This is a genomic window from Acidobacteriota bacterium (genome assembly GCA_039028635.1).
GTDB lineage: Bacteria > Acidobacteriota > Thermoanaerobaculia > Multivoradales > JBCCEF01 > JBCCEF01.
On the sequence record JBCCHV010000013.1, the window covers coordinates 18,348 to 42,295 of the forward strand.

General features: G+C 65.3%; 14 protein-coding genes. 7 read left to right on the forward strand and 7 right to left on the reverse strand.

The features are described 5' to 3' along the window. Positions 1-7 precede the first annotated feature (7 nt). Positions 8-949 (reverse strand): hypothetical protein, encoded by a 942-nt coding sequence (locus AAF604_07580; GenBank protein ID MEM7049501.1) that lies wholly within the window; start codon positions 947-949, stop codon positions 8-10. Positions 950-1,262: 313 nt separating this feature from the next. Between AAF604_07580 and AAF604_07585 the strand changes: the two genes are divergently transcribed. The 3 genes from AAF604_07585 (at position 1,263) to AAF604_07595 (ending at position 3,273) form a co-directional block, all read left to right on the forward strand. After that, a complete protein-coding gene (locus AAF604_07585; GenBank protein MEM7049502.1) occupies positions 1,263-1,454 on the forward strand; it encodes a hypothetical protein in 192 nt (63 codons plus the stop codon). A 306-nt stretch (positions 1,455-1,760) separates the two neighbouring features. Continuing rightward, positions 1,761-2,660 carry a hypothetical protein gene (locus tag AAF604_07590; GenBank protein MEM7049503.1) on the forward strand — a complete coding sequence of 300 codons (900 nt, stop codon included), beginning with the start codon at positions 1,761-1,763 and terminating at the stop codon, positions 2,658-2,660. A gap of 4 nt (positions 2,661-2,664) precedes the next feature. After that, positions 2,665-3,273 carry a hypothetical protein gene (locus AAF604_07595; protein MEM7049504.1) on the forward strand — a complete coding sequence of 203 codons (609 nt, stop codon included), beginning with the start codon at positions 2,665-2,667 and terminating at the stop codon, positions 3,271-3,273. Between the two features lie 26 nt (positions 3,274-3,299). Here the strand turns inward: AAF604_07595 and AAF604_07600 are convergent, their stop codons facing one another. Next, the gene (locus tag AAF604_07600) at positions 3,300-3,512 is read right to left on the reverse strand and encodes a hypothetical protein (protein ID MEM7049505.1); all 213 of its coding nucleotides are present in this window, start codon (positions 3,510-3,512) and stop codon (positions 3,300-3,302) included. 405 nt (positions 3,513-3,917) lie between these two features. On the opposite strand from AAF604_07600, the gene AAF604_07605 reads away from it, so the two are divergent. Genes AAF604_07605 through AAF604_07615 form a run of 3 tightly spaced genes read left to right on the forward strand, consistent with a single transcriptional unit; the run spans position 3,918 to position 11,300 of the window. Then, positions 3,918-5,003 (forward strand): efflux RND transporter periplasmic adaptor subunit, encoded by a 1,086-nt coding sequence (locus AAF604_07605; GenBank protein ID MEM7049506.1) that lies wholly within the window; start codon positions 3,918-3,920, stop codon positions 5,001-5,003. 22 nt (positions 5,004-5,025) lie between these two features. Continuing rightward, entirely contained in the window at positions 5,026-8,067 is a 3,042-nt protein-coding gene (locus AAF604_07610) for an efflux RND transporter permease subunit (protein ID MEM7049507.1), read from the forward strand. Then, a complete protein-coding gene (locus AAF604_07615) occupies positions 8,064-11,300 on the forward strand; it encodes an efflux RND transporter permease subunit (protein ID MEM7049508.1) in 3,237 nt (1,078 codons plus the stop codon). The genes AAF604_07610 and AAF604_07615 overlap by 4 nt, the downstream gene beginning before the upstream one ends. A 410-nt stretch (positions 11,301-11,710) precedes the next feature. On the opposite strand, the gene AAF604_07620 is transcribed toward AAF604_07615, so the two are convergent. The 5 genes from AAF604_07620 to AAF604_07640 form a co-directional block, all read right to left on the reverse strand. Next, on the reverse strand, positions 11,711-14,848 hold the full coding sequence (locus AAF604_07620) for a CusA/CzcA family heavy metal efflux RND transporter (protein ID MEM7049509.1): 3,138 nt from the start codon (positions 14,846-14,848) through the stop codon (positions 11,711-11,713). A 16-nt stretch (positions 14,849-14,864) separates the two neighbouring features. Continuing rightward, the gene (locus AAF604_07625; protein MEM7049510.1) at positions 14,865-16,454 is read right to left on the reverse strand and encodes an efflux RND transporter periplasmic adaptor subunit; all 1,590 of its coding nucleotides are present in this window, start codon (positions 16,452-16,454) and stop codon (positions 14,865-14,867) included. Further along, on the reverse strand, positions 16,451-17,845 hold the full coding sequence (locus AAF604_07630) for a TolC family protein (GenBank protein MEM7049511.1): 1,395 nt from the start codon (positions 17,843-17,845) through the stop codon (positions 16,451-16,453). The genes AAF604_07625 and AAF604_07630 overlap by 4 nt, the downstream gene beginning before the upstream one ends. Before the next feature lie 73 nt (positions 17,846-17,918). Beyond that, entirely contained in the window at positions 17,919-18,371 is a 453-nt protein-coding gene (locus tag AAF604_07635) for a hypothetical protein (GenBank protein ID MEM7049512.1), read from the reverse strand. Positions 18,372-18,459: 88 nt separating this feature from the next. Continuing rightward, positions 18,460-20,610: a winged helix-turn-helix domain-containing protein gene (locus AAF604_07640; protein MEM7049513.1), complete on the reverse strand. Its 2,151-nt coding sequence runs from the start codon at positions 20,608-20,610 to the stop codon at positions 18,460-18,462. Between the two features lie 233 nt (positions 20,611-20,843). Here AAF604_07640 and AAF604_07645 point away from each other — a divergent pair, with 233 nt between their 5' ends. Next, positions 20,844-23,939, forward strand: coding sequence for a pre-peptidase C-terminal domain-containing protein (locus AAF604_07645; protein ID MEM7049514.1), 3,096 nt, complete (start codon positions 20,844-20,846; stop codon positions 23,937-23,939). Positions 23,940-23,948: the final 9 nt, after the last annotated feature.

Sequence of the window (23,948 nt, forward strand, 5' to 3'; positions counted from 1 at the left end):
CTGAAAGTCAGGGCACGGTCATCGACCAAGCGTTGGTGTTGCCGGACTCGAAGCCGTCCTCGAACAGAATCGGAATGGCGACGAAGCCGCGTCGGGTGCCCTTGGCATCGACGAACTCGCCGGTGAGCCGGCCTGCTTCGTTGATGCCCACCGACAGAGTGCCGGCGGCTCCCGGAACGTCGCAGGGCTCGAAGACGCCAGCCGTCCAGACAAACCCATGGGGAGATCCGCCAGCGTCGAAGTAGGTGCCGACGACATCCCCGGTGTTGTTGATGCCGCCGGTCACGGTCGAAACGGCGCCGGGAAAATCGAGAGTCGAGTAGGCACCGGCGGTGCTGCGCCGAAATCCGTGGCGCGAGCCGGTGGTGTCGTCGTAGTGGCCGACGATCTCGCCCAGGTCGTTGATGCCGCGGGCGCGGGACTCGGCGGCCCCCGGAACATCGACGTTGATCAGGGTGCCTCCGAGTCGCGCGAAGGCGTGTCGAATGCCGTCAGATCCCTCGTATTCGCCGACGATTTCCCCAAGATTGTTGACGCCGCGAATCACCGTCTGATCCGCTCCGGGATACTCCACCCAGCTGTACAGGCCGCCGATGAGCTCGAAACCGTCCTGACCACTCGAGCGCAGGGCCGAGCCGACGACGACGCCGGCGTCGTTGATGTCGAAAGCGCGGCGGTCGCCGATGGAGGTCGGTGGATCGATGTCGACGATGGTCCCCGCACAGCGCCTAATCGCGTGGGCGGTCGAGAAATCGCTGGCATCGGTCTGGTAGTAGCCGGCTTCGCAACCGGTGTCGTTGATCCCCCGGCCACCGGTGATCGGGGCTCCCGGAACCTCGAAGATCTCGAACTCGTAGCTGCCGGCGTCGACTGTCGACGCCAGAATGATCAGGCTGGCGGTCGCCGCTCCGGTGCAGGCTCTCCGCAGGAGACATCGCCCAATCGACATGCGCTCAGGCTAACAGATGCCGTTGGTCCTCCGGAGCCTTTGCCCAGGGCGCGAGATCGAGGCTCGCTGAATCACGCCTTCTAGGCTGACTGAGGGATCAGGAGAGCTCGTCAGGGCCGGTTGTGTGTCTTGGGATGTGCTCTCTGAGGACCAGTCTTCAAGGATTAACATGCGCATATACTTGTAATTTGACAAATTAAAATTTTGAATTTAGTTTTTTTGGTATTCCGATATAGACCGGAGTGCCTTGAACCTCGGCAGGCGCTTCGGTGCGGGTGTCCCGCCGGGGTGCAACTGAACGAGGAGGTTTATCGTGAAGAAGCTTCGTAATCTTGGCCTCGCCTTTGCCATGGTAGCCACTCTGGCTCTCAATTTCGGCGTCATGGGTGCGACCGTACAGGTTGCAGAAAGCAACACGCCCTGCACGGATCGTTATGACGATTACTTCGAAGAGGATGGCCAGTGGTGTGCCTGTATGTGGGGCCGCTACGGCTACGAGTGCTAGTTCCTCGCTAGCACCACCCCGTGGGGGATTGGCTTCAATCCCCCACGGATTCGCCGTTCGTCTTCGACAACTTCGATCATCCCAATGTGGTGAGCCGTCCTGCCCAGGAGGCTCTTGCGTCGGCGATGCGATATGCATATAATAATAAATGTTAAATTTTAAAATTTGAGAGGTTGTCGTGTCATGGTGAAGCATAGTCTGGCGCTCCTCGCAATGGTTCCCTGGCTCTTGGTAGGTTGTTCGGAGGGCGTTTCAGTGGAGCTGTCCGAAGGTGTGTCTGTAGTTCGAAACGCCGGGGCAGGGACAGTGCCTGGACTAGAAGAGCAGCTCATTCCGCAATGGGAGCTTGGCTCCGTCGATGGCGACGACATGTACTTCTCGACCCTCATGGGTATCGACTTCGACGATGCTGGAAATCTCTACGGGCTCGATTTTCGGGACCAGACGATTACGAAGATCGATGCTGACAAAGGCGAGATCATGGGTCGTTTCGGGGCCAAGGGACAAGGCCCCGGTGAGCTTGCCGGAAGTCGTAGTCTGGCCTGGTTTCAGGGCAAGGTCTTGGTGGCGAACGAAGGCAACGGTCGGGTCGAGGTATTCAGCGAGGATGGTGAGCCTCTCGATCCGGTCCGGCTCAGCGAGGTGGCGACTCCCTCCTACGTTTTCGCCCATGGAGATCATTTGATGGTCGGGCGTAGGTTCGTTCCGGACGGCCACTTCGTTTATCGCTATGGCCAAGACCTCCAGGCGGCGGAGCCTCTCAAGGAAGCCGGGAGAATGGCGGAGAGGCTCGACTTCTTGCGCAGCCACAATTTGCAGTGTCCGACGGCCGACGGCACTTGGATCGTCTACATGTTGCTCGACAAGATCGAGAAGATCGACGATTCGGGGAATACCGTCATCAGCATGTCTCGCGAGCTCGACTGGGACTTTCCGGTCGAAGAAGATGGCGAGGTCGTTCCCGAGATCCTCGTGACCCGTCGCTGCGCGACCGATCCCGAGGGCAATCTCTACGTCATCTACAGCAATCCGGAAGACTGGAAGCGCGGCAACGATGTGTTCAAGTTCGCCCCCGATGGCCGTCTTCTCGGCAAGGCCTTCACGCTTCCGGTGCACCGTGCGACGGCCCTAGCGTTCGACGGGCAAGGTGACCTCTACTACAGCGACGGCGTCACCCTCTTCAAGGCCCAGGTGCAGGCGGGCTGAGGCGGTGAACGGCTGGCTGGGAGCGGCACTCGTCCTGCTCGTGCTGAACGGGGTCTTGATCTACCAGAATCAGATGCTTCGCGGGCGTAGTGCTGCGATCGAGAAGGCGGCCCATGGTGCCGATCTCGAGCGTGGCGAGGTGGACCTCCTGGCTGCTTCGGCGCAATTAGTCGGCACCTGTGTGCCGCGGGCCGAAGAGCCTCTGCAATCAGAGAGCGCCGAGCCCGCTCTACGCCCCCTGAGGCTACAGCTCTACTTCTCTCTGGCGAGCGACTGCATCTCTTGTGTCCAGGCGGAAGTCGAGAAGTTGCACAGTCTTCTCGAGTACGCCGATCAACGCGGTGTTGCTCTGCAGGTGGAAGGTTTTGCGAACATTGGTGATCCTCTGGCTCGACGGACTCTCGATCGCGACCTCCGGCCGGCCTTCCCGGTGAGCCATGTGGGAGATGTCAGGGGTGCATTGGCATCGATGGGGCTATCCGGAACACCGGTCCTGGTGCTGCTCGACGAGGCCAGTGGTCGGGCCTTGGGGGCGCATTTCCCGGCCCGCTTCGACAAGCGGGACCGGCGCTTCATCGATCGGGTGCAGCAGCTCCTGGAACCTTGCGCCTGAGCTACGGCGGGCGGTTCGCGGGGTTGCTACTGGTGGTGCTCCTCGTCAGTACCGGCTGTCAGCGAGGGCTCTCGGGCCTGCCGATGATCGTCGGGCTCGACGACGTTCGGGCTGCGGTCGGTGATCCCGAAGTCGTCCTGATCGATGCTCGCTTCGAGCTCCAGTACCAGTTGGGGCACATTCCCGGAGCCGTGCACTTCTCCCTTTCCGAGGCGAGCGACGATTTCATCGCCCGGCATGATCTGCACAATCGAATGGCCATCGTGTACTGCGGAAGTCCGGAGTGCGATGCCGCCGGGGTTGCCGCAGCATTGCTCCGTTCGAGAGGGTGCCGAAGGGTGTTGGTCTTCCCGGGGGGCTGGCAGGAGTGGGCTGAGCACCATGCCGCGAGAGGTCATTGATGGCCGGAGGGGGCTCCGCGTCCGAGATCGCTCTCCGAGCTTGCGTTATCATTCATCTATGCGATTCGTGTAATCTTCTCGTGCGCGATGTCGAATAGATCGAGAGGCCGCTGGTTCGCTCTCTTCCTCCTGGTGCTGATCGGGGGGGCAGGGGGAGTATGGCTCGGAGTTCTTCCTTTCGGGCCTACCGTCAGCCTGCCCTTGGCGGAGCCTGCGTCAGAGGGTGACGGCGGAGATGCCGCGGTGCTCGTCGAAGCCGGCGAGGTTGTTCGGGCCGACCTGTCGTTGCGGACGGAGGCGACGGGCCACCTGCAAGCCTGGCGCCGAGTCGAGGTCAGTGCTCCAGCGGCGGGGCAGATCGTTCGTCGCCGGGTCGACGAAGGAGACTGGGTCGAGGCCGGTACAACGCTTCTCGAGCTCGATGATCGCGACGCTCGTCTCGAGCTCGAGGAGGCGCGCACTGAGTTACTCCGGGCGCGGGCCGAGTTCGCGGTCGAGTACGGCGGCGAGTATGCCCTCGATGAGGTGGCGGTTCCTTCCCCACAGGCCGACTCTGCTATGCGGGAGCATCAGGAGACCGAGCGGCTGTTCGAAAAAGGACTGGTGTCGCGTCAGGAGCTGCGGCGCAGCGAGCAAAAGCAGCAAGCCCTCGACTTGCTGAGGGGCGAGCATCGTCAGGATGTGCAAGCGGCCACCAGCGGTTTGGCTCAAGCGGAGCAGCGGGTTGAGCGAGCCCAGCTTTCGCTGCAGAGGACTCGCGTTCGGGCTCCCTTCTTCGGTCGGATCGCCGACCTCCTCGTCGAGGAGGGACAGCGAGTCGCGGTGGGCGAGGCCTGCATGACCCTGCTCGACGACTCACGACTCAAGGTCGAGGTCGAGGTTCTGGAAGAAGATCTGGTGCGCCTGGCCACCGGCGCTTCGGCAGAGATTCGGTTGCCGTCGCTCGGCGATCTTCGGCTTGGGGGGACGATTCACAGCATCAACCCGGCGGTCGATCCGGAGACTGGGACGGGACGATTGGCCGTTGCGATCTCCAACCGTGAGGGACGCCTCTTACCCGGTCTCTTCGCTGCCGTCCAGATCGAGACTCGGTTGCTCCGAGATCGCTTGCTGGTGCCACGGGCGGCGGTCCTCGATCGGGAAGGCCGCGAAGTCGCCTTTCGGATCGTCGATGGGCGAGCTCGTTGGAGCTATCTTCGGACCGGCGCCCGCGATGGAGATTGGGTGGAGGTACTGGAAGGCTTGAAGGAAGCCGACCGAGTCGCCGTTAGTGGCCATCTCACCCTCGCCCATGACGCCATTGTCCAGACGGTGGACGGCGACGGCTGAGGTCCGATTTGAAGAGCGACGGATGAGAACGCTGATCGCTCTGTGCGTGCGCCGTCCGGTGGGAGTGATGGCCCTCTGCGGACTCGTCTTGGGCGCGTCGGTACTTGCGCTGGCCAAGCTGCCGGTCGAGCTCTTGCCGGGGTTGCGACTGCCAACTCTGGCGGTTTGGACCGGACTCCCGGATGTTCCGCCCGCGCGCGTCGAACGCACCGTAACGGAGCCCTTGGAAGAGGCTTTGGGTGGGCTTTCAGGTCTTCGTGAGCTGACCAGCAAGAGCCAGCTCGGCGGTAGTCTCGTACGGCTCGACTTCGGTTGGAATCAAGACCTCGACCTGACCCTCCTCGAGGTGCGCGAACAGCTCGACAGAATCGCCCACAAGCTTCCCGAAGAAGCTGTGCGCCCGGTGGTGCTGCGCATCGATCCGGCAGATCGCCCGATTCTGTGGATCGCCGTCTCGAACCGAGCCTCCGAGGGGACCTCCCCAGCGGATTTGGCGGCCGCCAAGCAGGTGGCCCGAGACGTTGTCGCTCGGCGCCTCGAGCAACTGCCGGGAGTTGCACGGGTCCGCCTGACCGGTGGCTTCGATCCCCGAATCGTTGCCCAATTCGATCCCGACCGGTTGCTGGCCCACCAAGTTGGGCTCGAGGCCGTTTCGGAGGCGATTCGGCGCTCCAACGTCAGCCTTTTCGGCGGTGTCGTGAGGCGGGGCCTTCTTCGCTATCCCCTCGAAGTCCGAGGAGAGATACAGAATTTGGAGGAACTGGGCGATATTCGGGTCTCGGCGGCCGATGCGCCGGCAGTGCGCCTCGCGGACCTTGCCCGCTTGCAGAGAGGGTTCGAGGATCGTCGAGGAATGGTTCGCCTCGATGGTCGGGAGGTTCTCCTGCTGTTGGTGGAGCGCGCGACCGATGCCAATACCCTGCAAACGGCGGCCGCTGTCGCGACGGCCTTGGATGAGATGGAAGGGGATTTGCCGGGTCTCGAGCTCCGGATTGTGACCGACGAGAGCGTCTTCATTCGGCAAGCGATTCGTGGTGTCGTGCAGGCCTTGGCGCTCGGTGGGATCTTGGCCGTGATTGTGTTGTTCGCCTTCTTCCGTCGTCGCGGCCCCCTGATAGCGGTCGCGATGGCGATTCCTCTGTCGCTGGCGATCACCACGGTTTTGTTCGATCTTCTCGACGTCTCGATCAACCTTCTCGCCCTCAGTGGATTGGCTCTCGGGATCGGCATGTTGCTGGACAATGCCATCGTTGTCGTCGAGAACGTTGCGCGCTGTAGGGAGGAGGGATTGGCTCGGGCAGAGTCCGCCATTCGCGGAGCCCACGAAGTCGCTCCGGCCGTGGTCACCAGCACCTTGACCACGCTTTCCGTCTTCTTGCCGCTGAGTTTCGTTCCGGGGCTCGGAGGGCGGCTGTTCCGAGATCAGTCGATGGCAGTGGTGGCATCCTTACTGGCATCTCTGCTGGTTGCTCTGGCGGTCGTGCCGGTTTTGTTGGCGCGTGAGACGAAGGGGCGGGCGAATCCCCGCCCTCAGGCTCTGAGGCCGCAGTCAAGACAGCTCTACGAACGCCTGCTCGAGGCGGCGTTGGCTCGGCCAGGTCGGATAGCGGTTGGTGCGGTCCTGCTGATCTTCGGCGGCTTCTTGGCGCTCGCAGCCCTGCCGCGGGAACTGATTCCGGCGAGCGATCAGCGGCGACTCGAGCTCGAGGTGACCCTAGCCCCTGAGTCCGATCTTCCACTCCTGTCGCAACTAGTGGCAGCGATCGAGACGGAAGTGGCCCGCTGGCCCGAAACCGCTCATTTGCTGGCCGATCTCGGTGAGCGGGACGAAGCTCGCCTGGAGCTCGATCCTCGGCCCATTTGGCAGGCCGACTTGGTGCTTCACCTGGGCGCTCCATTGTCGTCGGTGGAGGCTCGCCGACGCCTCCTGGCAGCAGGTGACAAGGTCGCAGTTTCAGGAGCTCGAACCGATCTTGAGCGTCTTCTCCTCCCGGACGAGGCGGATCTCTCGATCGACCTGAACGCCGAGTCTCGGGGGTTGATCGAGCCACACGTGGCCATGGTGGAGGAGGAGTTGCGGTCTCTCACCTCATTGGCCAATGTGCGTCCGGCATCGACAGGCCGTCTTTCGTCCTTCCAGTTGTACTTCGATCGCGAGAGCGCGGTGCGTTTCGGGGTCTCGCTGTCGGCTTTGGGAGATTCTGTGGAGGCCGCTACCCAGGGCCGCAACGCCGGCTCCCTGCGGCGTGTTCAGCGAGACTTACCGATCTCTTTGCACCTCCCGACCACGAGCTCCCTCGATGAGCTCGTCGAGCTTCCCGTGGCGACCAATACTGGGTTTCAGCCACTGAAGCGGTTTGTCCGGGTCGAGCCGCTCGAGATCGAGTCGGCCGTATGGCGGCGTGATCAGGTACCCGTGGTGCTGTGGTTTGCCGACCTGTCGCCGGGAGTAGGGCTTCAGCAAGCGGTAGGAGAGATTGGGAGATCTCTCGAGGGACGCCTTCCAACGGGGATTCGCGCCAAGGTTGGGGGAACCAATGAGGCCTTCCTGTCTGGACTGGAAGGCGCCGGCCGAAGCCTCCTCCTCAGTCTGTGCCTGATCTACTTGATCCTGGCCGCTCAGTTCGAGAGCTTCCTACAGCCACTGGTGGTCATCGCAGCGGTGCCCTTGGCCTTTGCAGGGGTTGCTCTGGCGCTTTGGTTGACTGGGCAGAGCCTCAACTTGCTGAGCTTGACCGGGGTCGTGGTGTTGACCGGAGTGGTGGTCAATGACGCGATCTTGAAGGTCGACCGCATCAATCGGTTGCGGCGCGCGGGAAACTCTCTCCGAGCCTCGATCCTGGAGGCCGGCGCGCAGCGGTTGCGGCCGATTCTGATGACTTCCATCACGACCGTGGCGGGTCTGATTCCGCTGGCTGTCGGAGCCGGTGCAGGGCAGGAGGTGCGGTCGCCACTGGCCCTGACCATTCTGGGAGGACTGTCGAGCTCCACCGTGTTGGTTCTCTTCGTCGTACCGGTCCTCTACCGGCTCATCTCGGGCTCCGGTGAGGATCCGAGCTCGTGACGACGGTTTCCGACGGGGATTCTCTGCGGCGATGGCTCGAGGATCTGTTGGCGCGACCGGTCGCTGTCTTCTCCCTTTCTCTAGCACTCTTCCTGGCCGGAATTCTGCTCGCTCGTCGGTTGCCAGTCGAGTGGTCTCCAAGCCTTGAGCTGCCAACGGTCAGTGTGACCACAGCGTGGCCCGGAGCCTCGGCTCGAGCGGTCGAAAGAGAGATAACTCTGCAGGTTGAGCGGGCCGTCCAGAGGGTGCCCTGGATTGCAGCCCTGGAGAGTGTTTCGGAGCCGGGCAGCTCGGTGGTGCGGGTCGAGGTCGCGAGCCTCGACAAGCTCGACCTCACGGTCGCAGAAATTGGCGAGCAGGTTGCGCGATTGCGTCCGATCCTGCCTCCCTGGGTCGTGCCCCGAGTCGACCGGGAAGCACCGGCCTCGGATCGTCAGCGGACTGGGTTCATGCGCTTGCAGCTAGTGGGCGGCGTGTCGGCTGTGGCGCTGCGCCGTTTGGCCGATGAGCGAATTGCTCCACCTCTGCTCAATCTTCCGGGCGTCAGTCGTGTGCGAGTCGAGGGTGGCGAAGAGCTGGAGCTCGGCATCGATCTCGATGCCGATCGACTCAATACCCACGGCCTCGCTGCGGAAACCGTCTCGCGGGTGCTGCGACGAGCCTTCGAGGAGCGTTCTTTCGGCACCTGGCGCCGTGAGGGAAGGGTAACCCTCCTCCAGGGCCGAGCCATGGAGCAGGCTGACGAGGTGGGAGAGCTGGTGGTTGCGCTCCAAGGAGAGACTCCGGTGCGCGTGCACGATCTCGGGCGGGTGAGGTTACGGCCGGCGGCGGCCGTCAGTCGGAGCCGGGTCAACGGACAGCCGGTCGTTTCGCTGCAAGTCGATCGTGCGGCAGGGAGTCATCTTCTCGAGACCGCTCGATCGGTACGTCGGAAAGCCGAGGAGCTGGTGGACACCCTTCCGGACCGGACGGTGGCGCTCTCGGTGGTTGAGGACCAGAGCGAGGACCTGCGTGCCGAGCTGACGGACCTGAAGTGGCGGGGAGCTGCCTCGTTGGTACTGGTCATCGCCGCCCTTTTTGTGATGTTACGGAGCCGTGGTGCGGTGTTGAGCGTGCTGCTCGCCGCCGCGCTGAGCCTGGCCCTCGCTCTCGGGATGCTGGGAGTCATCGGCCTGACTCTGAACTTGGTGACGCTGGCGGGTTTGGTGGTCATCTTCGGCTTGCTGGTCGACAACGCGGTGGTTGTGGTCGAGCAGTTCCAACGCCGCTTGCGCAGCCGGACGGGCGGTCTCGGCGCCCGGCAGCTCGCTTCCGCTCTGCGTGCTGTTGCTTTGCCGCTCGTCGCCGGAACCCTGTCTACGATCGCCCTGACGGCTCCTTTGGTCCTGCTCAGTGGCGACTGGCGCCAAGTCTTCTGGCCATTGGGTCTGCTGCTGGCTGCCATCCTCCTCCTTTCGCTTCCCGTGGCCTTTCTGTTGCTGCCGGTGTTGGGGCGTTGGCTGCACCTCGTTCCTTCCCGACGGAGGAGAGCCTGGCGCCTGCGCCGCGTCAGCCTTTTGCCCTACCGGCTGGCGGCCCGTTGGCCTCGCCTCACATTGATCGCGGTCGTTCTTTTCGTAGGCATTCCGTGGTGGCTGCTACCGCACAAGATCGAGCTCCCACCGTCGTTCGGTGAGGCGGAGGTCGCGGGGCAGCGGCGAGCGGCCCTCTACAACCGCACCCTCGGTCACCCTGCGGCGTTGCGGTTGCGCTCACATCTCGAAGCCGGAACCGGAGGCTTGATTCGGCCGCTGTGGAGGGCGATGACGAGGAGCGGACGAGGCCGCTCGCTGCCGGTACCGTCCACCCTCGTCGTGCGGGTTCGATTGCCGGCGGGTGCCGGCATCGATCGCGCCGATGAGCTGATTCGACAGTTCGAGGAGCTGGCCCTAGAGTCGTCGTCGGTCGAACGTTCCTTGGTCACGGTGCGCGATTCGTCGGCCACTCAGCGCTCGGTATGGCGCTCCGGGGCTCTCGAGACGGCAGGTCCGTTTCGACTGCGTGAGCGGATGATCGACCGTGCGACTCGGGTGACCGGAGCGCGTGTCGACATCCGAGGACTGACCCGTGAGGGCTTCACCAGTGGAGGCGGACGGGACGCGGTGCCTTTTCTCTTGGCGGCATCGGGGCCCAGCTTCGAGGATCTCGAGGCTTGCCTCGAGGATTTTTCGGCCCAGTTGCTGAAGCATCCGAGGATCAGCCATGTCGAGCTTCATGCGGACCGTGTAGGGCGTTCATTGAACCGGCAGGTCGTGGCGCTTCAGCCGCGCTGGGAATCCATGGAGCGCTGGCGCATCGACACCGAGTCCTTGGCCGAGGCGCTCCGTTCGCGGATCGCGACTGCGATGCCCAGCCTCTATGCCGATTTCGACCGCTGGCAACGGCTCCCGGTGAGAATCTCCGTCGGCAATCGCGAAGTCCCCGAGCTCGATTCCCTGATGGCAACTGCAGTCCGCAACAGCGACAATCTTGCGTTGCCCTTGAAGGAGCTGACGCGACCCGGGATCGAGTCGCGGTCCGCGGTCATCGAGCGCACCAACCAACAGTACGTTCGGCACCTGACGGTGAGCTTTCGCGGCCCTCTGCATCTCGGGAGCGAAGTTATCGACCGGCAGCTCGCGACGTTCCGTGCTCCACCGACGATTCAGCTTCGACGCACGGATCTGACTTCTTACCAGCTCACCTCGCCTCGCCTCATGCTGATCCTGCTCTTGGTCACGACCGGAGTCATCTTTCTGGTCATTGCCGCGGCCTGCGAGTCATGGTCCCTGGCCGCCCTCGCGGTTGTTACCCTACCGGTCGCCCTGGCCGGGGCAGGGGTTGCTTTCTCGGGTCCGTTTGCCCTGAGCTTCGGTGAAGGCGCCTTCATCGGCCTCCTTCTGCTACTCGGCATCAGTGTCAACGACCACATTCTGATGGCGGCGCGCTACCGTTCCTTGGAGCGCCGCCGGCCAAACCTGGAGCCGCGCCGACGAGTGCTCTTGGCCCTTTCGCAGCGCTTGCGACCGATGTGGACCACGACCGCGACGACCCTTGCCGGGCTGCTGCCTTTGCTGGTGGCAGTGGGCGGCGACAGCGGTCGTTTTTGGCAGGCCATGGCCTTGACCGTGACTTTCGGGTTGCTGGCATCGACCGCCCTCGGTCCGCTGATCCCAGTCGCTTGGTTTTCCTGGCGAAGGCGCTCTGCGGGTTGATGGTCCGCCGCCATCTCTGGCGGGCCTCGGTGGCTGCTTCCCCGCTCGAGCACTCTAGCTTCAGTGAATGGACTACATGCCCGAGAAACTGAAGCTTCATCCGAGGTTTCTGACTCTCGCGATGCGCGTTTCCAGGAACCTTCGTTCGTCGAGAAGTCTGGTGAGGAAGTCGCTCTAGCCCGCCCTTCTCACGAGCTTTCCGCTGCGTGTCCGTATGTCCCGGAATCTGCTGCGTTATCCGTCGCCTGCTCTCCTCGCAGTACGTCGAGTACGGCGGCGTCGTGGCAGCGACGGATGCCTTGCATCTTCAAGAACCTACGGCCTCTCGCCAGGAAACCTCGTGAGAAGGCCGGGCTAGGAGAGGTCTTGTAGGGCGAATCGGGTTGGCCCGGGAGGAGTCTTCCTGGGGCTCACCTTTCGCTTCGGTGAGCCAGCTGATCCTCATCGAGCCCGCGGCTGCGCCACAGGAAGTAGAGCACCGGAAACAGGAAAAGGATGGCGGCGAAGCTGGTGAAGACGCCGCCGACCATCGGCGCGGCGATGCGCCGCATGACGTCGGAGCCGGTGCCGGTGGCCCACAGGATGGGCACCAGGGAGCAGAAGGTGGCGGCGACGGTCATCATCTTCGGGCGCAGGCGGCGGACGGCGCCGTGGTCGACGGCCTCGAGGAGGTGCCTGCGGTGGGCCATCTTGCCGTCTTGGCGCCAACGCTCGTAGGCGAGGTCGAGGTAGAGCAGCATGACGACGCCGTTCTCCGCCGCCAGGCCGGCCAGTGCGATGACACCGACGATCGCCGCCACCGACCAGTTGTAGCCCAGCAGATCCATCAGCCAGACGGAGCCGACGAGGGAGAAGGGCAGGGCGGTCAGCACCAGGGCGGTCTTGGTGAGGGAGCGGGTGTGCAGATAGAGAATGGCGAAGATCAGCAAGAGGGTGACCGGAATGATCAGGGCGAGGCGGGCGCGGGCCCGCTCCATGGACTCGAACTGGCCGGACCAGTAGAGGGTGTAGCCGGGGGGCAGCTCGACCTGTCGGGCAACCTCCTGGCGCGCCTGCTCGACCCAGGTGCCGATGTCGACGCCGCGCAGGTCGACGTAGACCCAGGCGTTGGGCCGCGCCCCTTCGGATTTGATGCTCGGTGGGCCGTCTCGCAGCTCGAGGCGGGCCACTTGCCGCAGCGGCACTTGGCCGCCGTTCGGGGTCGCCACCAGGATCTCGCCGAGGGCTTCGGGGGTGTCCCGTAGCTCGCGCGGATAGCGCAGGTTGATGGGATAGCGCTCGAGGCCCTCCACCGTCCAGGAAATGTTGCGGCCGCCGACGGCGGAGGCGATGACGTCCTGGATGTCGCCCACCCGCAGGCCGAAGCGCGCCGCCGCGGCGCGGTCGATCTCGAAGTCGAGGTAGCTGCCGCCCATCACCCGCTCGGCGTAGGCAGACAGGGTGCCCGGCAGCGGTTTGACGACCTGTTCGACCTGCGCCGCCAGTCGTTCCAGGGTGGCGAGATCGGAGCCGCCGATCTTGATGCCGACAGGAGTTCGAATTCCCGTCGACAGCATGTCGAGGCGGGTCTTGATCGGCATGGTCCAGGCATTGGTCAGGCCCGGAATCTGGACTGCCCGATCCATCTCGGCGATCAGCTCGTCGCGCGTCAGGCCCGGTCGCCAGTCCTCCGGATCCTTGAGCGCGATGGTGGTTTCGATCATCGACAGGGGGGCCGGGTCGGTGGCGGTCTCGGCGCGACCGACCTTGCCGAAGACGGACTCGACTTCCGGAAAGGTGCGCAGGATCTTGTCCGTCTGCTGCAGAATCTCGCGCGCTTTGGTGATCGACAGGCCGGGCAGGGTGGTCGGCATGTAGAGCAGATCGCCCTCCCATAGGGGCGGCATGAACTCGGAGCCGATGCGCGACAGGGGCACGGCGGTCACCAGCAGGAGGGCGACCATCGCCAGCACCACCAGCCAACGACCGCGCAGGGCGAGGCGCAGGAGCGGGCGGTAGACGGCGGCGAGCAGGCGCGACACCGGGTGCTGGGCCTCGCTGCGAATACGGCCGCGCACGAACCACAGCATGAGCACTGGTACGACCGTGACGGCGAGGAGGGCGGCCATCGCCATGGTGTAGGTCTTGGTGAAGGCCAGGGGCTTGAAGAGGCGCCCCTCTTGGGCTTCGAGGGCGAACACTGGCAAGAAGGACAGGGTGATGATGAGGAGAGTGAAGAAGAGGGTCGGACCGACCTCTTGGGCGGCGCGCCGGATGATCTCGAAATGGGGCGTGTCCAGACCCTGGCGCTGGGCCCGTTCGAGGTGCTTGTGGGCGTTCTCCACCATGATGATGGCGGCGTCCACCAGCACGCCGATGGAGATCGCGATGCCGCCCAGGGACATGATGTTGGCTCCCAGGCCCTGCAGGTGCATGAGGACGAAGGCGAGCAGGATGGAGAGGGGAATGGAGACGATCGCCACTAGCGCCGAGCGCAGGTGGAAGAGGAAGATCATGCACACCAGGGCGACGATGAGGAGCTCTTCGAGGAGGGTTTCGCGCAGCGTGTCGATGGCGCGGTCGATCAGGCCGCTGCGGTCGTAGGCCACCGCGATCTCGACGTCATCGGGGAGGCCTTCCCGGAGCTCGGCGAGGCGGTCCTTGACCCGCGCGATGGTGCGGCGAGTGTCGGCACCGGCACGCACCACCACGATGCCGCCGACGGTTTCGCCTTCGCCGTTCCAGTCCGCCAGGCCGCGCCGCATTTCCGGCCCGAGGGTGACGCGGGCGACGTCCCGCAGCAGCACCGGTACGCCGCCGGGGCCGCTGGTGAGAACGATGCTCTCGAGGTCGCCGACGGCGCGCACGTAGCCCTTGCCGCGCACCATGAACTCGCGCTCGGCCATCTCCACCAGGCGACCGCCGACGTCGAGATTGGAGCGCTGGATCGCCTGCTCGATGCTCGCCAGACTGATGCCGTAGGCGCGCAGCCGGATGGGGTCGACCTCGACCTGGTACTGGCGCACGAAGCCGCCGATGGAGGCCACCTCGGCGACTCCCTCGACGGCGGCCAGGCCGTACTGCAGGTACCAGTCCTGCAGGCTGCGCAGCTCGGCAAGGGAGCGCTGCGGGGAGTTGAGGACGTACATGAAGGCCCAGCCGACGCCGCTGGCGTCGGGTCCGAGCTGGGGCGTGACGCCGGGCGGCAGCTCGGGAGTCAGGGCCGAAACGTACTCGAGCACCCGGGAGCGCGCCCAGTAGAGGTCGGTGCCGTCTTCGAACAGCAGATAGACGAAGGAGTAGCCGAAGAAGGAGTAGCCCCGCACCACCTTGGCGCCGGGCACCGCCAGCATTTTCGAGGTGATCGGGTAGGTCACCTGGTCCTCGACCACCTCCGGCGCCTGGCCCGGGAACTCGGTGTAGAGGATGACCTGGACGTCGGAGAGGTCCGGGATCGCGTCGACGCGCATCTCGCGCATCGACCAGACGCCACCGAGGACGATCAGGACCACCGCCAGCAGAACCAGGACGCGGTTGTCGAGGGACCAGGAGATCAGTCGGTCGAGCATGGTTTCGCTCCGGCGCTCAAGGAAGCGAGTCGGTCGGGCCGTGGTGGTGGCCGGCGTGGTTGTCGACGGGATCCTCGCCGGTCGGGGTGGGCGAATGGACGTGCTCGGAGTGACTCTCGCCGGGGTCGGCGGGCGCCATGGTGAGGCCTTCCGGTGCAGACTCGGAGGCCATCGCCGACGCGGAAGAGCTCTGGGCGGTCGCCATCTTCTGGATCGCCTCGCGCAGGGTCGACTCGGAGTCGAGGAGGAACTGTGCCGAGGTCACCACCTGGTCGCCTGCCTCGAGGCCCGAGAGGACCTCGGCGAAGCCTTCCGCCTCGCGGCCGAGGACCACTTCCCGAGGCGCGAATCGTCCCTCCCCCTGGGCCACCACCACGACGTTGCGGCGGCCGGTTCGCAGCACCGCCGGCAGCGGCACGGCGATGGTGTCGCGCACTTCCACTGGTTGCAGCTCGACGGTGGCGTACATGCCCTTGCGCAAACGGCCGTCGCGGTTGGGAATTTCGATCATGGCGCGCACCGTGCGGGTGGTTTCGGAGAGGGCCGGCTCGAGGAACCGCACCCGGCCGCGAAAGGTCTCGCCCGGGAAGTAAGACAGGGTGATCTCCGCCGGACTGCCCTCGCGGACCGCGGCGAGCTGGTCTTCGAACAGCTCCACCGACAGCCACAGGCTCGACAGGTCGGCGATATGGAAGAGCTCCATGCCGGGCTCGACGGCCATCCCGTCGAGGCCCGGCACGCGCTTCATTACCAGCCCGCCGGCGGGAGCGGCCACCTCGAGGGTGCGGAACACTTCGCCGGTCTCCTCGAGGCGGGCGATCTGCTCCGGGGTGACGTCCCAGTAGCCGAGCCGAATCCGCGCCGACTCGACCAGCGACTCGGCGCGCCGTCGGGCGTCGCTCGGCGCCCCTTCCATCTCGCGGGCGAACTCGAGGGCCGAGAGCAGCTCCTGTTCCGTTTGCACCAGCTCCGGCGAGTAGATTTCGAACAGCGGCTGGCCGCGTCGCACCTGCTCGCCAACGTAGTTGACGAAGACCTTCTCGACCCAGCCCGAGTACTTGGTCGTCACCGTCACCATGCGCTGCTGGTCGAACTCGAGGTAGCCGACGGTGCGCAGGCTGCGGGTGAGGTCACGACGCGCGATGGGTGCGGTGCGAACGTTCATGTTCTGCACCACCGCGGGATCGATGCGCACGACATTGCCGTCAGCCGGGTCGTCGCTTTGGTCGGCGTAGACCGGTACATAGGGCATGCCCATGGAGTCCTCGGCGGGTACTGGAGAGGTGATCGTCGGATCCATCGGGTTGCGGAAGTAGAGGATCTCTCGCTCTCCCTCGGTCGTCGGAGCGGCGCTGCGGCGCGGCGTCAGGTCCATGCCGCAGATCGGGCACTGGCCGGGACCGCTCTCGGCCACCTGCGGGTGCATGCCGCAGGTCCACACGTCGTGCTCCCCATGGTCGTGATGGTCGCCCTCGTGGATGGCGTTCGAAGCCGTTGGATGGGGGCCAAATGGGAGGAAGCGGGCGAGGAAAACGCCGGCGACGAGGGCGATCACCACGGCGGCGATCCAGGGCAGGGGAAAACGACTCGAAGCTGGCGAGCTCATGGTGAAACCTCGCGGAGAAAGTCGCTCGCCGGAGCGGCGACGGCACGTTCGAGCTCCGCCCAGCCATTGGCGAGGTCGGTGCGGGTGCGTTCGGCGGCGATTCGGACTTCGAACAGGACGACCTCGGCGTCGAGCAGGTCGATGGCATTGAGGTGACCCAGGCTGTAGGCCGACTCGGCCGAGCGCAGCGCTTCGCGAGCCTGTTTGAGGAGGACGCCGTCGAGCAGCTCGAGGTGCTGCTCGAGCAACGGCAAGCGGGTGGTCCAGTCACCGAGGGCGCGGTCGATTTCGGCTTCCAAGGCCCGGCGTTCGGCTTCGAGGGCGGAACGTCTGCTTTGCGATTCGGCCACTTCGGCGGTGAGCTTGTGACGCCACACCGGCAGGGCGACGGCACCGCTGAGGGCCAGGACGTCGTCGCCGTTGTCCGGCGGTGGCATGAGGCGCCCTGGGCGGTCGCGGCGTTTCTCGACGACTCTGTAGGAGAGGCCGAGGTCGAGATCTGGTTGGCGGTTCTTCGTCGCCAGCTCGAGATGGGCGTCGGCAGCCGCGAGACGGGCTGCCAGAGCGGTCATTTCGGGCCGCTTGAGGCGCGCGAGGGAGGCCAGGCCGGTGGCCGTCAGGTGGCTCGTCGACGGGCTTTCCGGTGGGGTGGTGACGAGGGTGCCGGCGGGGCGGTCGCGCAGCGCGTTGAGGTGGGCGAGGCGGGCGCCGTGCTGCTCTCGGATCTCGAGCAGGCGGGTGTCGATTTGGGTGATCTGGGCCTGAATTCGGACACTCTCCTGCTGCAGGCCGGTGCCGGCGGCGTAGCGTGCCTGGGCCGCCTGCTCGTAGCGCGCCAGGGTGATGCGCTCACCTTCGACGATGCGCTCGGAGGCGGCCAGGAAAGCGAGCTCGTGGTTGAGGCGCCGGACCTTGGTCAGCAGGTCGAGACGCAGCGCTTCGATGTCGTGCTCGAGGGCGGCGGCCTGTGCCAGGGCGGCGCGCTCGCGTAATCGGAGCTTGCCGAACCACGGCAGCTTCTGTTGCAGCGAGAGGGTGAGTCGCTGTGGTCCGGTGCGCGTTTCCGGGGGCAGCAGAAAGAGGCTGAGGGCAGCCACCGGATCCGGCAACGCCGCCACCTGCGGAGCCCGGGCGGCGGCCGCTGCGGCTTGGTGGCGGGCGCGAGCAATCTGCGGATTTCGCGCCAGCACGTCACTGCCGAGCGCCCGCAGGCCCTCCGAGGGTAGGGAAGCCAACAGGGCTCGAGCCGGCGACGGGGCGGGCGCTGAGGAGAGCGACGGACTCTCCGGCGAGGCCGGCTGGGCCAGGCCGGGAACGGTGAAGCTGGCGGTCGCGAGGGCGAGACCGAGGGCCCGGCGGCGAAGCGGCCGGGAAACGAGCTGGGCAATCAAGACGAGACTCCTTTCGGGTAGACGTCAGCACGCGCCGGGAATCCGGCGCGGTCGAGCTACGACGAATGAAGTCTCAGATCAGGAAGACGCTGTGGAGCGTCAAGAGGTCCCGCGGTGGTGCGTCCGGTGGTCGGTCTTGGCGCCGGTCTCGGCGGGTTTCGGCTGCCGTGGGGATTCTTTCCGAGGTGGCGACGAGGTGTCCTGTCGCGACTTCGCTGACCGCCTCGATCAGGGCCGAATCGGTGGGCAAGGCTGCCACCGCCGGGCAGCAATCGGAAATCGCCATGGCGGCGAACAGGCTCTCGCAGGGTTGATCGTCAGAGGCCGGCTCCGCGGGCAGATCCTGGTCACCGGGCGTCGCCTCGTGGCACGGCATGCTGATGGCGGCCGGACTCTCGGGCGCCGCTTCTGGCGAGTCCATCGCCGGCGTCATCGCCGGGCACGCGCAGACCAACGCCATGGCCGTTCCGGCGGGAACGATCAGCACCGCTAGGAGCAGCGAGACGATGAGCGAGCGCCAAATCATGTCGATCTAGAAAATAAAGCTTCTGGGGTGCAGAAAGCAATCCCCGCGGGTTCGTGAGCCTCTCGCCGCCCGAGTGAAACCGCAGGAGTTACCGTTGCTGCCATGCGAGGTCCACCTGTGGCGGACCTCGCACTGTGTACAGCACCTCGTGGCCGGACGGCGACACCGAGAATGAACCCTCGGCCCGACCATTCAGATTGGCCAACCTCTGCGGCTCACCGGCGTCCGGCTCGAGTACCGAGAGCTCTCCGGAGGAGGAATCGAGCAGATGGATGCGGTCGCCGGAGGCCTGCCGCTGGCGCCAAAGTGGTCTGGCGATGGGTTCTTCGGCCGGCAGAGGTCGGATCCGGTGATTCCGGAAGGAGAGGAACATCAACCGTCCGTCCTCGCCGCGGAAGGTGATGCCCGAACCGTCGTTGGCGGCCAGGGCGGCGATGCCGCCGCGTTGCGTCACCTGAATCGGCTCGGCTCCGGCGCGGGTCATTTTCCAGATCTCCCACCGGCCCGTGTGTGCCGAAGTGAAGTAGATCTCTGAACCGTCCGCCGCCCAGGCGGCGGCGAGCTCTTCCTCGACATCGTGGGTCCAGCGCTCGACCAGGCGGCTCGCGATGTCGACAACGAAAAGATCGGTCTTCTGGTCGACCCGGGCCGAGAAGGCGATGCGGTCGCCCCGCGGCGACCACGCCAGGTCTCCCAGTCCCTCCGCCTCGAGGGAGGTCAATCGCCGAGGCTGAGAACCGTCGGCGCGGGCGATCCAGAGATCCTGGCCGCCGCCGCGCCGCGAGGCAAAGGCGACGAAACGGCCATCGGGGCCGTGGCGCGGCGCGCTCTCACCAGCGGTGGAACGGCCCCAGGCGCGGGACTCACCGCCGGGGCCGAGGGCTCTGCGGCGAATCGATGGCGGGGTTCGCCGGTGGTGTTCGAAAACCAGTCTGCCGGCGCGCAGGGCCGGGAAGGCGGCGAGCTCCTGTGGCAGGTCGAGGCGGCGGGGTGTTCCGCCCGCGATCGAGATTTCCCAGAGATGAGCCCCGCGAGCCTCTTGCAGGCCATAGATCAGGTGGTCTCGACGATCACTCCAGGTCAGGCCGATGAGGATCCCCGGAACCTCGGTCACCAGCCGAGGCGTGGAGTCCGTCGGACCCTGAACCCAAAGCTGACCCCAGTGACCTTCGCCGCCGCGACCGAAGGCCAGGGAGCCATCGTCCGGGGAGATGACGGGATAGCCGTCACCGAGCCCTGACGGCGGATGGGTGAGGTCCCTTTCCTGGCCGTCTGCGAGGTCGAGACGTACCAGGCGGTAGCCGAGCTCGGGATGGTGGCGGGAGTAGATCAGGGTCCGGCCGTCGAGGCTCCAGGTGAGGCCCCAGGTGACGGCCGCCGGCAGCTCCTGGAGAGGGCGGACTGTGCCCGAGCGGAGGTCTCGACTGACCAGCTCGAGGGACTCCGGAGACGAGCGGCGGAAGTAGGCGATGGTGCGCCCATCGGGTGACCAGGCGGGCCATTCCTCACGCTGAGGATCCGCCGTCAGGCGCCGCGGCTCGGCCTCGGCGATGTTTTGCAGCCAGAGGTCCCAGGTCGCCTCCGGTTCTTCGGAGCGAGCCGCGAAGAGCACCGCGTCGCCGCTCGGCGAGAGCGCTGGCTGCCGTTCGACCCCCGGAGCGCTGGTGAGGGGGTAAGGGGCCGCCGTTGCGAGCCCGGGCTGGCTGGTGGGTGGGCTGCTGGCGGTGAACCAGGCTCCTCCGAGACCGCCGACCAGGAAAGCGAGGGCGAGGGGCAGCCAGATCTTGCCGCGCGATGGCTTTCTGGCTTTGGCGGCGAGCGGTGGCGGCAACGTGCTGACGGAGTGCGACGGTGAAGGTCCGGCAGGTGGCGTGCTCATTCCCGATTCGCTGGCGGCGGGGCCTCCGTCCGTCGAAGCTTCGACGGCGGCGATCAAGCGGTAGCCGCGCCGGGGAACGGTCTGGATGTAGCGTGGCTGACGGCGGTCGTCGGCGAAAGCGCGACGCAGCTTGTGGACCGCCAGGCTGACGGAACCGTCGGCCACCACCACGTCATGCCAGACCAGGTCGAGGAGGCGTTGCTTGGACACCACCTCGCCGGCCGCCCGGCTGAGAATCATCAGGACCCCCATCACTCGCGGCTCCAAGACCAAAGTCTCGTCCCGGCGTTGGATCTCGAGCCGGTCTGGATAGGCCATCCATTCGCCGACCCGCAGGGGTTGGTCGAAGTCTGGTTGCACGCCAGTGAGTCCTTCCTCCATGTGCGCTTCTTACGCGCGACCTGCGCGGTGGTTACGGTTCGAGCTGTTCGCGGAAGGTCGCAAAGAAGAACGAAAGACGGAGGAAAGAAGGGCCCAAAGACTTCGCCCTCGGGCTTGCCTAAGGTCGAATCCGGTTAGGCACCCATGAGAGCCCTCCGCGCTGCCAAGCGGCGAGATCGGGCTCGCGACTTCAGCGATGAGGAGGCCCCTCTATGATCAGGAAACTTCTAACCTTCAGCTCGTTGCTGTTGCTGGCGGGCGTGGCCCAGGCCCACGGACCTGAGGCCGGTGATCCGGGTCTCATCCGGCCCCAGCTCGACGACTGCGCCTGGCCTTGCGAGGACCCCAGCCTGCCCCTCGAGCTCGACACCCGCGGCGGCGACCAGCCGCCTTTCGGTCTCGACTGGGAATTGCTGTCGACGACCCCCGAGGCCACCTTCTACCGCCAGACCTTTCAAGGCATTCCGATTTACGACACTCAGCTGGTCGATCTCCCGACCACGCCGTGGAAGCGCTTTGCCTACCGGGCCTATCCCCTCGAGCTGCTCAAGGTTCACTTCGGCAATCGACCGATCGCCCGCGGCGATTCGCAGGCCGCCCTGCAAGCGGCTTCTGACCTCTGGCCAGGGGCGGAGCTCAGGTCAGAGCTTCAGATCCTGCCCTTGAGGGGTGGACCGCGGCTGACCTGGCGAATCAAGAACCTGGGGCCCGATGGCTCGCCCGGGGACGGCTCGACTCTGCTCGTCGAGGTCGGCACCAGCCTGCCGATGGCGATCTTGCGGCCGGAGGTCTGGGGAGTGGGGGAGGTGCCGCGAGGCGAGGCCCGGTGCCCGGACTTGGCCCGCTTCGAGCACGGCGAAGGGAAAGACCTGGAGGGCAATTTTCTCTGCTTCCCGGCGGCCTACCAGGATCCGCCCGTGGCCAGCGGTCGCTTCGCCATCATGAACACCTACCTCGGGTCGGATGACGTCACCTTCTCGACCTACTACCCGCCGGGTGAGATCAGTGTCGTCGAGGCCGGCGATCCCCAGGACGACTGGCTGCCGAAGACCCGGCCGCTCGGAATCGGGACCATCAACAACAACTTTACGGGTCGCTTCAAGGATGCCGTGTCGGCCCAGTACCTGCTTTTTCAGGCCTTCGATTTCTGGCAACGGAGCAGTCTGCGGCCCCTCCTTTTCCCGCGAGCGGACCGCGAAATCCGAGCCGTGACTCGGGTGGTTCATAGCAGCGCCTACTGGGATCTCGATCAAGGCTATTTTGGATTCCCCTTCAGCAAGCCCGAGCACTTCACTTTGGATGTCGTCGGGCATGAGTACGGTCATGCTTTGAATGGACGCCTCGAGTCCTACTCGGAAGGCAGCGCCAGGATCGCCAACGAAGCGGTTGCCGATTACCTCGGCCTGATGCTCGAGTCGGGCGTCGCTTCGCCGGCTGGGAGCTCGGTCGCCTTGCCGCTCAATTGGCTGGTCGGGGAGCATCCTCTCCGCAATCTACCGATCCGAGACCTGCGGCAGCCGAGTCGAACGAGGAACCTGAGTCACTTCTGGCAGTTTCCCAATGGCGGGACGGCCAGGTGTCATGTCCTCTCGGACCCTCCGACGAATCACAGCCCGCACACCTTGGCGACCATTGTCGGCCATGCCTTCTTCCTGATGGTCGAAGGGGGTTTCGCGGAGCACGATGCGGTGTGCCCTGCCCCCGCCGTGTCGTCCGCGCTGTCCTTCGAGGAGGTGGGACGAATCGCCTTCTGGCTGAACTACAACGGCATCAGTGACGCTCTCGCGATCGATGAGCTGTTGGAAAAGTCTCTCGCGGCGGCCGCCTCCGTCGGGCTCGACGAGCCGGCGCAGCACCGGACCATCGAGCAGGCGTTTCGCGCCGTGGGTCTTCCGGATCTCGAGATCATCGACCGCACGGTGTCGGTCGAACGGCGAGATCTTCGGCTTCCGAAGTACTTCGAGATCATTCCCAACGCCGATTGGGATCCGCGAGAAAGATCCCTCGCGATTCACCTGAAGGGGCCTGCCGGGTCTTCCTATCGAGCGGCGGTCCATCTCGAGCACCTCCCGGATGTCTCGCGTTGCATCGGCAACACCGGACCGCTCAGTCCCTACTGTTTCGACTTCGAGGTCGCCAACGGGGAGGGGGACGCAGAGCTTCTGGTTCCATTGAACCCCTACCTCGAGCAGGTTTACCTGGTCGTCGACCCAGGGGGCTTTGAGCTGTCCACCCTCGATCTCGACCTCGAGGCCTTCGAGCCCAAGCCCTTGCCGAACCACGAGACGTCCGAGATCTCCGGGCCGCCCAAGCCCGGGACTCCGGAAACCTTCAAGATCGAGATCGATCCAGCACCGCAGCAGTTCCAGCAGGCGACCGCTCAAACCTTGCGGCTGGTGATGAGCGGCGGGACCGGCAATGCCGATCTGTTTCTCAAGCGGGGTAGCGTTCCGACGCCGCGGGATTTCGACTACGGATCGCCGGTGGCTGGTAACGAAGAGACCATCATCGTCGAAAATCCACCGCCCGGGGACTGGTACGTTTCGGTCTATCCTCGCCCCGATTTCGCGGCGGTTTCGCTGAAGCTCAGCTATGGCCTGGCTCCGCCCGAGGTCTCGCGACCGGACGAGCACTTTCCGAGTTATCAACTCGGCGATGTCGCTCGCCTCGAGATTCGCACCGATCCTCCTCAGCCTGGAAAGCCGGTTTACTCCTGGCGGCTCCTCGACGGCGAGGTCGAGCGCGAGGCCTCGCCGCTGCAATGGCAAGACGAGCAGGGAAACTTCTTCCCCTACCTGACGAGCGACGCCGGCGAGCTGGAGCTCGAGCTGCAGTTGCCGGTCGACGCCTTCGACCTCTGCGGTCATTACACCGACGAGCGTTTCGCTGTCGGTAGCACTTCGGGGCCCCAGTCCCAGCCTCTCGAGTATGTCGTCGAGTGCCCTGGCGGCAGCCAGTCCGGTGGCGTCACGGCGGTGCGGCCGGACGGTCACTTCCCCAGCTATCGGCTCGGCGATATGGCTCAGCTTCATCTGACCACCTTTCCTCCGCGGCCCGGCGAGCGGGTCTACGGCTGGCGCCTCAAGGACGGGGCGGTGGAGCGAGACGGTGTGGTTCTGCAGTACGACGATGCCGAAGGCCGCCGTCACGACTACCTGACCGACGAGAACGGCGAGCTCCTGATCGAACTCACCCTCTCCGACCCGTCCGTCTGCGGCAGCTACTCGCAGGAGCAGTTCGCGGTGGGCGACCCCAACTCGGCGCGCTCGGCGCCAGCCAGTTTCACCGTCGAATGTTCGAACCCCTGACCGTGGAGA